This window comes from Ruegeria haliotis (assembly GCF_013377785.1).
Classification (GTDB): domain Bacteria; phylum Pseudomonadota; class Alphaproteobacteria; order Rhodobacterales; family Rhodobacteraceae; genus Ruegeria; species Ruegeria haliotis.
Genome location: NZ_JABXWT010000005.1, coordinates 22,827 through 35,734, shown reverse-complemented (window position 1 = coordinate 35,734; position 12,908 = coordinate 22,827). Strand labels below are relative to the sequence as shown.

Below are 12,908 nucleotides of genomic sequence, written 5' to 3'. Positions count from 1 at the left end.
AACTTGTTGTTGCGATGCCGATATGTGGTGTATCATGGTGGTAGGTGCAGATGATTCTGTGACTGGCAATTTAAGCAGGTGGGCAAATGATAAAGGCAAAGAAGCAGTCCTTGACCACTCCAGAGGCTGTTAGTCTTTTCCGAGAAATGATCGGGTATCGTCGTCATTATTGCGAGGATACTGAGTTCTTTCGGATGACCGATTTTTGGAACTGGCTGGCTGACGGTGATGGTGATGGTGAAGTTAAAATCAAAACATACCGGACCGAAAACGAGGAAGACTACAAACGTAAAGCTGGTGTAGTGGCGTTTGGGGAACGCGCCACGCTCGTGGTTGACGAAAAGCTGTTAGAAAACGCAGATACAGGGTGCAAGCTTTCCAATTACATGTTGGCACATGAGTTTGCCCATTTGGCATTGGATCATCATGCCCAAGGGGCGGTCGTTAAGAACTTTAAGCTCTATTCAACGGCAAGCGGCAATGCCAACGTTCCTCCAACAAAAGAGGAATATGAAGCAAACTTGGCGGCAGTTTTCTTCCAATGTGGAATCGCTTTGTTAGACCCGAAGTTGGATGCACTGTCGCTTGCGCATCGAGCAAACTCTGACGTTTCCTACGTGAAAAAGGCAGTCAGAATGTGCCGCCTAGAAGTATTTCGTGATGAGCTAAAGCGGCAGTCATACGGAATAGAGCGGGTTGTGTTGTAATCGCTGAGGAGATTCGGAAGCAAAGTCTTTGATCTACCGCTTCCTCCGCTTCACATTCCCACCCCGCTGCCCCGGCCGCCCAGCCGTTGACCGCCCGCGCGATTTCACTGCGTCTTCCGAGGCTTTCTCGACCGCCCATTGGCGCGCCATGGGGTCGTCGGCGATGGCCAGATCGACGGCTTCCAGACGTTTGATCTCATCCCGGATGTTGGCAGCCTCTTCGAATTCCAGGTTCTCGGCGGCTTTGCGCATCTTGTCGCGCAACCCGTCCAGATGCGCCTCCAGATTTGCGCCGTGCATCGGTTTGTCGATGGTGGCGGTGACGCGGTTCATGTCGACGTCGCCTTTGTAGAGACCGGCCAGAACATCCTCGACGTTCTTTTGTACGGTCGCGGGGGTGATGCCGTGTTCTTCGTTATACGCGACCTGCTTGGCGCGGCGGCGGTTGGTTTCGCCCAAAGCGCGCTCCATCGAGCCGGTGATCTTGTCGGCATACATGATCACCCGCCCGTCGGCGTTCCGCGCGGCGCGGCCGATGGTCTGGATCAGTGAGGTTTCCGAGCGCAGGAAACCCTCTTTATCCGCGTCCAGAATGGCGACCAGACCGCATTCAGGAATGTCGAGCCCTTCACGCAGCAGGTTGATGCCGATCAGCACGTCGAAAGCCCCCAAGCGCAGGTCGCGCAGGATTTCGATGCGCTCCAGCGTGTCGATGTCCGAGTGCATGTAACGGACTTTAATACCCTGCTCGTGCAGGTATTCGGTCAGATCCTCGGCCATGCGTTTGGTTAGCGTTGTCACCAGCGTGCGGTAACCATCGGCGGCGACCTTGCGCACCTCGTCCAGCAGATCGTCGACCTGCATGCTGACGGGGCGAATCTCGACCTGAGGATCCAAGAGTCCGGTGGGGCGGATCACCTGTTCGGTGAAGACGCCGCCGGTTTGTTCGATCTCCCACTTGGCCGGGGTGGCCGAGACAAAGACGGATTGCGGGCGCATGGCGTCCCATTCCTCGAACTTCAGGGGGCGGTTATCCATGCACGACGGCAGGCGGAAGCCGTGTTCGGCCAGCGTGAACTTGCGTCGATAGTCGCCCCGGTACATGCCGCCGATCTGCGGGACACTGACGTGAGATTCGTCGGCAAACACGATGGCGTTGTCGGGGATGAATTCGAACAGGGTCGGGGGCGGCTCGCCCGGCGCGCGGCCGGTTAGGTAACGCGAGTAGTTCTCGATCCCGTTGCAGACGCCCGTCGCCTCGAGCATTTCCAGATCGAAATTGCACCGTTGTTCCAGTCGCTGCGCTTCGAGCAGTTTGCCTTCGCCGACCAGTTGGTCGAGGCGCATCCGCAGTTCCTTTTTGATGCCGATGATCGCTTGCTGCATGGTGGGTTTTGGCGTCACGTAATGCGAGTTCGCGTAGACCCGCACTTGCTCCATCGTCGCTTTGCGTTCGCCCGTCAGTGGATCAAACTCAGTGATCTGTTCCAGTTCCTCGCCGAAGAACGACAGCTTCCAGGCGCGGTCTTCTAGGTGGGCGGGCCAGATTTCAAGGGAATCGCCGCGCACCCGGAAGGACCCACGTTGAAACGCCTGATCGTTGCGGCGGTATTGCTGTGCCACCAGATCGGCCATGATCTGACGCTGATTGTATTCGCCGCCGACCTTCAGGTCCTGCGTCATCGCCCCATAGGTCTCGACCGAGCCGATACCGTAAATGCACGACACCGAGGCAACGATGATGACGTCATCGCGTTCCAGCAACGACCGGGTGGCCGAGTGGCGCATCCGGTCGATCTGTTCGTTGATCTGGGATTCTTTCTCGATGTAGGTGTCCGAGCGCGCCACGTAGGCTTCGGGCTGATAGTAGTCATAGTAGCTGACGAAATACTCGACCGAGTTCTCGGGGAAGAAGCCTTTGAACTCGCCATAAAGCTGCGCCGCCAGCGTCTTGTTGGGGGCCAGAATAATCGCCGGACGCTGGGTTTCCTCGATCACCTTGGCCATGGTGAAAGTCTTGCCTGTTCCGGTCGCGCCCAAAAGAACCTGATCGCGTTCCCCGTCCATCACGCCGCCAGTCAGTTCCTTGATCGCGGTGGGCTGGTCGCCGGCCGGCGAGAATTCGGTATGCATCACGAACTGCCTGCCGCCTTCCAGCTTCAGGCGTGCGCGGACATCTTCGGCGGTCAATTGGGTCTTGTCGGAATGGGCGTATGGCATGGGCAGGCTCCGGGTCAGGCTCTTACATTTGTTCTTATTTTGTCCAACTGCAAGACCTGATCTGGCTTGAAAAAGCGTTGAACCAATATCAAGCTGATCGGACCTGAGGATTTCGGTCCGATCGCACCATATCTGCCAGCCACTCAGATGTCAGACTTTTTCAAAGTGGATCATATTTCTGCCCTCATGACGGGGTGCGAAGAGGTATAGGATCACCTGATGACAGTTTCTGACATCAGGAGGCATCCATCCTGACGCGACAACAGTTTGTTGACCGCGACAATTGTAATCTTGTCCCCGCACGCGCTCTGACGCATAAACGGTGCAGTCAAGTGAATACGGAGAGGCTACATGCGCGCACGGATTTACCAGCCTGCCAAGAATGCGATGACCTCGGGGATGGCCAAAACCCGCAAATGGGTTCTGGAATATGCCCCCGCCTCGACGCGCGAGGTTGATCCGCTGATGGGCTGGACGTCTTCCTCGGACACTCAGACTCAGGTGCGTCTGAAATTCGATACCAAGGAAGAGGCGCTGGATTACGCCAAAGACAATGGAATCGACGTTCAGATCAGCGAGCCGCACAAGCGCAAGCCGAATCTGCGCGCGGGTGGCTATGGTGAGAACTTTGCCACCAATCGGCGTGCCCCCTGGACTCACTAAGTGATCGATATCCGCGAGGCTGACCCATTATCGGACGCGCTGCGCCCGGTGATTGAGGCGCATTTTACCCATGGCGAATCGGCAGGACCTGCTGAAAGCAACCACACGATGGATGCGGATGCGCTGGCCGGACCGGACATTCGCTTTTGGGCACTTTATGAGGGTGAAACGCCGCTGGGATGTGGCGCCCTGAAGGTTTTGCCGGACGGTACGGCCGAAGTGAAATCGGTGCATATTCTGGCGCAGGCCCGTGGGCGTGGTCTGGCGCGGGTTATGATGAATCGTCTGGCCGAACTGGCGCGGACTGAGGGTCTTTCTGCTTTGGTTCTGGAGACTGGTGCCGCGCATCTGCCAGCCTATGACGCGGCACGCAAGCTATACGAAGCGCTGGGTTATTCCTATTGCGGTCCAATCTTTGGATATCGGGACGATCCGAACAGCGCCTTCATGCGCTTGGCCCTTGAACCCCGCCCGTAAAAACAGCAAGAAGGGCCCAGCGGTCCCTTAGCTCAACTGGATAGAGCAGCTGACTTCTAATCAGCAGGTTGAGGGTTCGAGTCCTTCAGGGATCGCCATTACATTTCTCGATTTTTGAAAAATCATATCGGGCTTCGTGCACGTCACGAATACCAACCTGTTTTGTCATTGGGATTTTGGTGATCAGGGGGAATCTGAGGGGCTGGTGAGGGGGTCGGGCCAGCCCCTCATGAGGGGGGTCGTTTAGTGGTAGTGTTGTTCCACTTGGTTAACGTAGCCGAAGTCGAGGCAGTAAGAAATTGGGGGATTCCCGTAGACCGGAGGTCACGCGCTTCATTTGTCATTGGTGGTTCAAGTAAAACAGACGATACCGAGACACAACGATTTCTGCGTAGCTTTCAATGATATAGCGGCGAAAATATCAAGCGCACGGGCACAGGCGTCAGATACTTTTATCGTGCCACCCAACCGACAGTCTACAAGCCGATGGCCCGAGTCCACACCTGAGTAATCAACTGCATGATCCTGCACCGGCACCCGACCTGTTGGAGTCGGCAGATTCTTACCGTTTTGATGTCAAAGTGCCGGTGTTCTGAAAAATATCTTGCAACCGGTTGCAAAGAGAAACATTGTGACGCTCGAAGACAGGATTCGGGAGAACTGTATGTTAAAGGTTGGTCTGCTTGGCGCTGGTCGTATTGGGCGTGTTCACGCACAGGCCATCACCGCTCATCCTAAAAGCAAACTTTCTGCGGTATCCGACGCCTTGCCTGAGGCGGCCAAAAGCCTAGCGGATGAACATGGGGCCCAGGCGCGCAGTTCGGGTGAAATCATCGGCGATCCTGACATTGATGCGGTTCTGATCGCCACGCCGACGGACACGCATTCCGACCTGATCGAGGCAGCGACACAGGCCGGTAAGGCCGTTTTGTGCGAAAAGCCGGTTGATCTGGACCTGCAGCGGGCCATCGCCTGTCAGCGCACTGTTGCAGCACATGGCCAGCCAGTCATGATCGGGTTTAACCGTCGGTTCGACCCCAACTTTTCCGCGATGAAGGCCGCCGCCAATGCGGGCGAAATCGGTCAGACTGAGTTGCTGTCGATCACGTCCTTTGACCCCGCGCCGCCACCCGTGAGCTATATCAAGGTCTCCGGCGGGTTGTTTCGGGACATGATGATCCATGATTTCGATATGGCCAACTATCTTATGGGGGATGTACCGACAGTAATATCCGCTGTGGGCTCTTCCATTGTCGATCCCGAGATCGGCAAGGCCGGTGACGTTGATACAGCTGTTGTTACAATGACTTACGCTGATGGCCGGATCACAGTTATCAAGAACTCGCGGCGGGCAGCCTATGGGTATGATCAGCGGGTCGAGATGTTAGGCTCCAATGGTCTGCTGCAAGCGCAGAACATGCTGGAAAACACGGTGGTGAAATCGACCTCTGATGGTGTTGTCGGCGCCAAGCCGACCTACTTTTTCCTCGAACGATACATGCCCGCATACCAAGCGGAATGGGCCGCGTTTGTCGAAGCGGCAGTATCCGGTTCAACGGTTCCTGTGACCTTGGCAGACGGTGTCGCAGCGCTGGCTATGGCCGAGGCGGCGACACGTTCGGCCGGGTCCGGTGGGCCGGTTCGGATGGATGAGATATTGAAACCGGTTGCAAAATGATCGGATTGCTTCAAACTGAAAAGAGCTCGGCCCTGGGTCAGAGCCATACAGATTCGGTAAAGCCGAATGATTGGGGCTGAGACCCCGACACTAAAATCGACTGTTTCAATGGGAGGAAACAAATGAACAAGTTTTTTAAAGGCGCGTTGGCTGCTGGGGCATTGGCCATGGCAACACCCGCATTCGCGCAGGAAATCATAGTTGTCTCACATGGCCAGGCCAATGATGCGTTCTGGAATGTCGTCAAGAACGGCGTCGAGCAGGCCGGGAAGGACGTCGGCGTGAATGTCGAATACCGCGCGCCCGAGACCTTTGACATGGTCGCGATGTCGCAACTGATCGATGCCGCCGTGAACCAGGAGCCCGATGGCCTGATCGTTTCGATCCCCGATGCGGATGCGCTTGGCCCGTCAATCGAACGCGCCGTAGCTGCTGGTATTCCGGTAATCTCAATCAACTCGGGTGCGGAAGTCGCAAAAGAGCTGGGTGCCTTGCTGCATGTGGGTCAGGACGAGTTCGATGCAGGTAAGGCAGCGGGCGAGGAACTGGCATCCATGGGTGGATCCAACGCGATCTGTGTGAACCACGAAGTTGGCAACGTGTCGCTGGACCTGCGCTGTGAAGGTTTCGCAGAGGGTTTTGGCGGGAATGTTACCGTTCTGCCAACTTCAAATGACCCGACCGAGATCGAGTCGAAAGTGGCCGCGGCGTTAGCCTCGGATGAGAGCGTCGACACTGTGATGGCTCTGGGTGCCAGCTCGGCTGGTGAGCCGTCTGTTGCGGCGGTCAAGGCATCGGGCCGTGACGTGAACGTTGCGTCCTTCGACCTGTCGGCCAATTTCCTGCAGTCCATCGTTGATGGCGATGCGGCGTTCGCCATCGACCAGCAGCAGTACCTGCAGGGCTACCTGTCCGTGAACTTCATGGGTCTGCACGCCAAATATGGTCTGATGCCGGGCGGTAACGTGCCTTCGGGTCCGAACCTGGTGACCGCTGACAAGGCGGCGCAAGTGATCGAGCTGTCGTCGCAGGGTATCCGCTGATTTCCGGCGATATCTGACACAAACAGGGGCGGCGTATACGCGCCGTTCCAACTGAACTGGGAGGAAGCAATGAGTGAGACAGCACCAGTCGCCACAGACGAAAGGGTCAAGAAGGAACCTTTCCTGACCAAGCTGATGAAGCGACCTGAACTGGGTGCCATGGCGGGTGTCGTCCTGGTTGTTATCTTCTTCGCGATTACTGCGGACAGCTCAATGTTCACCCTTGCCGGTATCATGAACTTCATGACCCCTGCCGCGCAGTTGGGTATTCTGGCCATCGGGGCCGCGCTGTTGATGATCGGAGGAGAGTTTGACCTGTCCATCGGATCTATGGTTGCATTCTCGGGTCTGTTCTTTGGCGTTTGCGTGGTGACATGGCAATTGCCACTGATTTTGGCCATCCCGATGACATTTGTTTTTTCAGCCTGTGTTGGAGCGATCAACGGCAATATCGTGATCCGCTCGGGCCTGCCGTCGTTCATTGTGACGCTGGCGTTTCTGTTCGTTCTGCGCGGCCTGTCGTTGGTCGGCTTGAAGATGGCCACAAACGGGTCCACGCAGCTGCGCGGCGTTCGCGACGCGGTCGAAAACGACTGGCTGGCTCCATTCTTCTCGGGCGAGGCCTTTGGCAGCCTGTTCGCGTGGCTGGCTGCGAACGGAATGATTGACACATTTAAGAATGGTGCGCCGAAAGTACCGGGTATCCCTGTCGAGATTCTGTGGTTCGTCGCCATTACTTTGGTTGCCACTTACGTACTGCTGCGCACTCCGGTGGGGAACTGGATTTTTGCTTCGGGCGGAGACAAGGTCGCGGCATCGAACTCGGGTGTTCCCGTCAGCCGCGTCAAGGTTTCGCTGTTCATGCTGACTGCCTGCTGCGCGGCGCTGCTTGCAATCATCACCGTGATGGATGCCGGCTCGACCGATGCGCGCCGCGGATTCCAGAAAGAATTCGAGGCCATCATCGCCGCCGTGATCGGGGGCTGCCTGCTGACGGGTGGCTATGGCTCGGCCATTGGTGCCTTCTTTGGGTCCATCATCTTTGGCATGGTGGTGATTGGTCTGACCTATACCGACTTCGATCAGGACTGGTTCCAGGTCTTCCTGGGTGCCATGCTGCTGATCGCCGTTCTGTTCAACAACGCGATCCGTAAGCGCGTAACGGGGGAGCGCTGATATGACTGATGATACCAAGTTCCATCATGGCGATACAGTGGGCGACGTCGCCCCGATCGTCGAAATGAAAAACATCGAAAAGCACTTTGGCAACATCATCGCACTGGCCGGTGTCAGTTTTGAAGTGAAACCCGGTGAATGCCACTGTTTGCTGGGCGATAACGGCGCTGGCAAGTCGACCTTTATCAAGACCATGTCCGGGGTGCACAAACCCACCAAGGGTGAGATCTACTTTGAAGGTAAACCACTGCATTTCGATACCCCTCGGGATGCGATGGAGGCCGGCATTGCGACCGTGTTTCAGGATCTGGCGATGATCCCGCTGATGAGCGTGACGCGCAATTTCTTCATGGGGCGAGAACCAACCAAGGGCAGAGGATTGTTCAAGCGGTTCGATGTCGATCATGCCAACGAAATCTGCATGGAAAAGATGCGCAAGATGGGCATCAACCTGCGTGGACCCGATCAGGCCGTAGGGACCTTGTCCGGGGGCGAACGCCAGACGGTTGCCATTGCTCGCGCTGTCCATTTTGGCGCCAAGATCCTGATTCTGGACGAGCCGACCTCGGCCTTGGGTGTGCGGCAGACGTCCAATGTTCTGGCGACGATCGACAATGTGCGCAATCAGGGTATCGGCGTGGTTTTCATCAGTCACAATGTGCGTCATGCGCTTGCTGTCGGCGACCGCTTTACAGTGTTGAACCGGGGCAAGACCCTCGGCACAGCGACGCGAGGCGAAATCACGCCAGAAGAGTTGCAGGACCTGATGGCAGGTGGTCAAGAGATGGCCCAGCTGGAAGGCTCTTTGGGCGGCACTGTCTGACTCGATGTAAATCAGAGTGCTCCGCCGGATTGGGTGGGGCATTCAAGGAATAGTGGCATGACCCTACTTTGAACGCGCCATGCCCGGCACAAGACCTGAAACCTTTGACAATATACGACACGACGGACGCCCCAGCTGGGCTCCTGTTGAGAGGGATTATCATGACCAAGACAATCCGACTGACCGCAGCGCAAGCTTTGGTGCGTTATCTGGGCGCGCAGATGAACGAGGCCGGAGAGCCGTTCATCGCAGGTGTCTGGGCCATTTTTGGCCATGGTAACGTCGCCGGTCTGGGCGAGGCGTTGCATGGCGTGAAAGATACGCTGCCGACCTATCGCGGTCATAACGAGCAGACCATGGCACACTGCGCTATTGCATACGCCAAGCAGATGCGGCGCACGCGGGCCATGGCCGTGACGTCGTCGATCGGACCGGGTGCCACCAACATGGTCACGGCGGCGGCGCTGGCGCATGTGAACCGTTTGCCGGTTCTGTTGGTGCCCGGTGATGTTTTCGCCACACGTGGTCCTGACCCGGTGCTGCAGCAAATCGAAAATTTCGGTGATGGCACTGTCAGCGCCAATGACTGTTTCAAACCGGTCAGCCGCTATTTCGACCGCATTTCGCGACCCGAGCATTTGCTGACGGCGTTGCCGCGCGCGTTTCGCACCATGACAGACCCTGCCGAGTGCGGACCTGCGACGCTGGCTTTCTGTCAGGATGTTCAGGCTCAGGCCTATGACTATCCCGAAAGTTTCTTTGCACCGCGCGTCTGGTATCAGCGCCGCATCCGCCCGGATGAGGGTGAGCTGGCTCGTGCCGTTGCAGCTATCAAGGCGGCCAAGCGACCGGTCATTGTGGCCGGTGGCGGGGTGCATTACTCGGGCGCAACAGATGCGTTGCAGAACTTTGCCGAGACGCACAACATCCCCATTGCCGAGACACAGGCGGGCAAGTCTGCATTGGCCTGGGATCATCCGTTGAACCTTGGGCCTGTGGGCGTGACGGGCGGGGAGCCAGCCAATGAGATCTGCGCCGAGGCGGATCTGGTATTGGGTGTTGGTACACGGTTTCAGGATTTTACAACCGGTTCGTGGGGGCTGTTCTCCAACCCGGAACGCGAGATGATTTGTCTGAATACCGCCGCTTACGACGCCAGTAAACATGGTGCGACGCCACTGCAATCCGATGCCCGCGTCGGTCTGGAGGAGTTGGGTGTCGAACTGCAAGGGTATCGTGCGGCCCCCGTGGGCGACACGCTCAAATCGGATTGGTTCGGCAAGGTCGACGCACTGACCGATGTCCCCAACGAAGGGAACGCGCTGCCGACGGATATGCAGGTTGTGGGCGCTGTCCAGCGTGCCTCGCATGACGATACGGTCGTGATGTGCGCGGCGGGCACCATGCCCGGAGAGCTGCACAAGCTGTGGAAAGCACCGCGCCCCGGCGCGTATCACATGGAATATGGCTTTAGCTGCATGGGGTATGAGATCGCCGGTGCGATGGGCATCAAGATGGCCGAGCCCGATCGTGATGTGATCTGCTTTACCGGCGATGGCACTTACATGATGGCGAATTCCGAAATGGCCTCGGCCGCGATGATGGGAATTTCGTTCACCGTGGTCATCACCGACAACCGGGGGTTTGGTTGCATCAACCGGCTGCAGATGGGCACCGGTGGGGCCGAGTTTAACAATCTGCTGAAACATGCCGTGCACGAGACGCCATCGGCCATCGACTTTGCAGCCCACGCGGCGGCGATGGGCGCGACCTCGGTCAAGGTCAGCTCGATTGCCGAACTTGAGGATGCGTTGTCCAAACGCGCCGACATCAATGGTCCGTACGTGGTTGTCATCGATACCGATCCATACCCGTCGACCGAGTATGGCGGCACGTGGTGGGAGGTGGCCGTCCCCGAGGTCAGCACCCGCCCCGAAGTGAACGAAAAACGAGCGGCTTACGAGGTCGCAATCAAGGAAAGAAACACGAAATGAGCGTGAAAATCGGGATCTCTCCGATCGCCTGGCAAAACGACGACCTGCCGGACCTGACGGCGGCCTACACCATGGAACAGGCGCTGAAAGAGGCGCGAGAGATTGGTTACACAGGCGTAGAGCGTGGCCAGCGGATGCCGGGCGACACCGAAGGGCTGCGCGCCTATCTCGAAGGCAATGATATTGCCCTATGCGGTGGCTGGTGTTCGGGCGCGTCGCTGGTCAATGATTTTGCGACTGAACGCGAAGCGGTCCGTGAACAGGTCGAACAGTTCGTGGCGCTGAACAGCCCGTGCATCGTCTATGCCGAGTGTTCAAACACCGTGCAGGGGCAGATCGGGACGCCGGTGAATACCCGTCCCAAGCTGTCCAAAGACGAGGTTCTGACCTACGCCGCCAAGATTACCGAGCTGGCGAAGTGGATGGCCGATCAGGGTATGCCGATGGCCTATCACCACCACATGGGCACCATTATCGAAAGCGAAGATGATGTGAACTGGCTGATGGAAGGGTCCGGCCCCGAGGTGAAACTGTGCTTTGACACTGGCCATCTGCTGTTTGGCGGAGGTGATGTGATGGCAACGCTGAACCGCTGGGGGGATCGTGTTCATCACGTTCATTTCAAGGATATCCGCCCCTCGGTCGTTCAGGACACGCTTGAAAACAATCGCAGCTTCCTGGACGCGGTCATCGCTGGTGCCTTCACCGTCCCCAGTGATGGCTGCATCGATTTCCAAGCGGTCGCCAATGCGTTGAAGGCAATGGACTACAACGGCTGGATCGTGGTCGAGGCGGAACAGGACCCGGCCAAGGCACCACCCTATGAATACTCCAAGAAAGGTTTTGATCACATTCTCGATGTCTGCGGTCAGGCAGGATTGGAGATCAAAGCGTAACAACCCGCCCCGAGGGGCAACACCGAAGCCATGAAAGAGGAGAAAAATCATGGTACATCACGAACTAGGTTTTGTCGGCTATTTCGACCGGGAATCCTGTGATCTGGATGAATTCAAGGTGTTGACCTCGCAGAACCTGACCACCGGGGCGGTGCCCCATGCCGCCTCGATCGAAAAGAATGTGCCGATCTATGACATGCATGCTCTGCGCCCCGCGCTGGAACAGGTAGGCGAACGCAAAGCGCTTTTGGCGGAATGGGGCTATGTTCTGGATAAATCGGCCGGAGTCATCGTGCTGAAAGGCGCCTTTGCCTATACATCCGTGATCGACCGGGCAAGCGATGTGTTTCGTCAAATCATCGACGAAGAACGCCAAAGCGGCGCGGGCGAAGGCGATCACTTCGCCGCCTCCGGCGCCAACGACCGGATCTGGAACGCCCTGCAAAAGCAATGTTTGCGCGATCCCGAGGGCTTTGCATTGTATTTTGGAAATACTGCGATTGCCGCGGCCTGTGAGGCCTGGCTTGGCCCGAACTATCAGGTCACCGCACAGATCAATCAGGTGCGCCCGGGCGGCAAAGCCCAACAGGCGCATCGGGACTACCATCTGGGGTTCCAGAGCGCCGAAAGTGCAGCGCGCTACCCGGCGCATGCGCATCTGGTCACGGCTTCGCTGACCTTGCAGGGGGCGATTGCCCATTGTGATATGCCGGTGGAAAGCGGCCCGACCAAGCTGTTGCCGTTTTCGCAACTCTACCCGCCCGGCTATCTGGCGTTCCACGACGACGCCCATCGGGCATATTTCGAAGAGGCCTACATCCAGTTGCCCTTGGAAAAGGGCGATGCGGTGTTCTTTAATCCAGCGCTGTTCCATGCGGCGGGCGAAAACAGCAGCGCAGACATTCACCGGATGGCGAACCTGCTGCAAATCTCGTCCGCCTTTGGGCGCGCGATGGAAGCTGTTGACCGATGGTCGATGGCCCAGGCCGTGTTCCCGTCGCTGGTTGCGTTGAAACAGCGTGGCGAGCTGGATGCGGTAGAACTGGAGGCAGCCATTGCGGCCACGGCAGAGGGGTATCCGTTCCCGACCAATCTGGACACGGATCCTCCGGTTGGCGGTAACGCGCCCGAGAGTCAGGCCGATATCCTGCGTCGCGCGGTATCTGAGGGATGGACCGAGTTGCGACTGGCCGAAACATTCTCGGCCCTGCAAACAAGGCAAGCTGCCTGA

At 57.5% G+C, this 12,908-nt stretch carries 11 protein-coding genes and 1 tRNA gene; 11 read left to right on the top strand and 1 reads right to left on the bottom strand.

Annotation, left to right across the window (positions count from 1 at the left end; all coding sequences use genetic code 11):
* Nucleotides 1-86 precede the first annotated feature (86 nt).
* The gene (locus tag HW561_RS11675; RefSeq protein ID WP_176864925.1) at nucleotides 87-707 is read left to right on the top strand and encodes a hypothetical protein; all 621 of its coding nucleotides are present in this window, start codon (nucleotides 87-89) and stop codon (nucleotides 705-707) included.
* A 33-nt stretch (nucleotides 708-740) separates the two neighbouring features.
* On the opposite strand, the gene uvrB is transcribed toward HW561_RS11675, so the two are convergent.
* Nucleotides 741-2,927, bottom strand: a complete 2,187-nt coding sequence (uvrB, locus tag HW561_RS11670; protein WP_176864923.1) for an excinuclease ABC subunit UvrB — start codon at nucleotides 2,925-2,927, stop codon at nucleotides 741-743.
* A 351-nt stretch (nucleotides 2,928-3,278) separates the two neighbouring features.
* Here uvrB and HW561_RS11665 point away from each other — a divergent pair, with 351 nt between their 5' ends.
* The 10 genes from HW561_RS11665 (at nucleotide 3,279) to HW561_RS11620 (ending at nucleotide 12,908) form a co-directional block, all read left to right on the top strand.
* The gene (locus HW561_RS11665) at nucleotides 3,279-3,590 is read left to right on the top strand and encodes an ETC complex I subunit (RefSeq protein ID WP_176864921.1); all 312 of its coding nucleotides are present in this window, start codon (nucleotides 3,279-3,281) and stop codon (nucleotides 3,588-3,590) included.
* Complete coding sequence (locus HW561_RS11660; RefSeq protein ID WP_176864919.1) at nucleotides 3,591-4,067, top strand: GNAT family N-acetyltransferase; 477 nt, start codon at nucleotides 3,591-3,593, stop codon at nucleotides 4,065-4,067. It begins immediately after the preceding gene.
* Between the two features lie 21 nt (nucleotides 4,068-4,088).
* Nucleotides 4,089-4,165: transfer RNA gene (locus HW561_RS11655), tRNA-Arg, on the top strand.
* A gap of 566 nt (nucleotides 4,166-4,731) precedes the next feature.
* Complete coding sequence (gene iolG, locus HW561_RS11650; protein WP_176864918.1) at nucleotides 4,732-5,745, top strand: inositol 2-dehydrogenase; 1,014 nt, start codon at nucleotides 4,732-4,734, stop codon at nucleotides 5,743-5,745.
* A gap of 122 nt (nucleotides 5,746-5,867) precedes the next feature.
* Nucleotides 5,868-6,788, top strand: a complete 921-nt coding sequence (locus HW561_RS11645) for a sugar ABC transporter substrate-binding protein (RefSeq protein WP_176864916.1) — start codon at nucleotides 5,868-5,870, stop codon at nucleotides 6,786-6,788.
* A 69-nt stretch (nucleotides 6,789-6,857) separates the two neighbouring features.
* A complete protein-coding gene (locus HW561_RS11640; RefSeq protein ID WP_176864914.1) occupies nucleotides 6,858-7,964 on the top strand; it encodes an ABC transporter permease in 1,107 nt (368 codons plus the stop codon).
* Nucleotide 7,965: 1 nt separating this feature from the next.
* Complete coding sequence (locus tag HW561_RS11635; RefSeq protein ID WP_176864912.1) at nucleotides 7,966-8,787, top strand: ATP-binding cassette domain-containing protein; 822 nt, start codon at nucleotides 7,966-7,968, stop codon at nucleotides 8,785-8,787.
* Between the two features lie 161 nt (nucleotides 8,788-8,948).
* On the top strand, nucleotides 8,949-10,781 hold the full coding sequence (gene iolD / locus HW561_RS11630; protein ID WP_176864910.1) for a 3D-(3,5/4)-trihydroxycyclohexane-1,2-dione acylhydrolase (decyclizing): 1,833 nt from the start codon (nucleotides 8,949-8,951) through the stop codon (nucleotides 10,779-10,781).
* A complete protein-coding gene (gene iolE / locus HW561_RS11625; RefSeq protein WP_176864908.1) occupies nucleotides 10,778-11,677 on the top strand; it encodes a myo-inosose-2 dehydratase in 900 nt (299 codons plus the stop codon). The genes iolD and iolE overlap by 4 nt, the downstream gene beginning before the upstream one ends.
* A 49-nt stretch (nucleotides 11,678-11,726) precedes the next feature.
* Nucleotides 11,727-12,908 (top strand): phytanoyl-CoA dioxygenase family protein, encoded by a 1,182-nt coding sequence (locus HW561_RS11620; RefSeq protein WP_176864906.1) that lies wholly within the window; start codon nucleotides 11,727-11,729, stop codon nucleotides 12,906-12,908.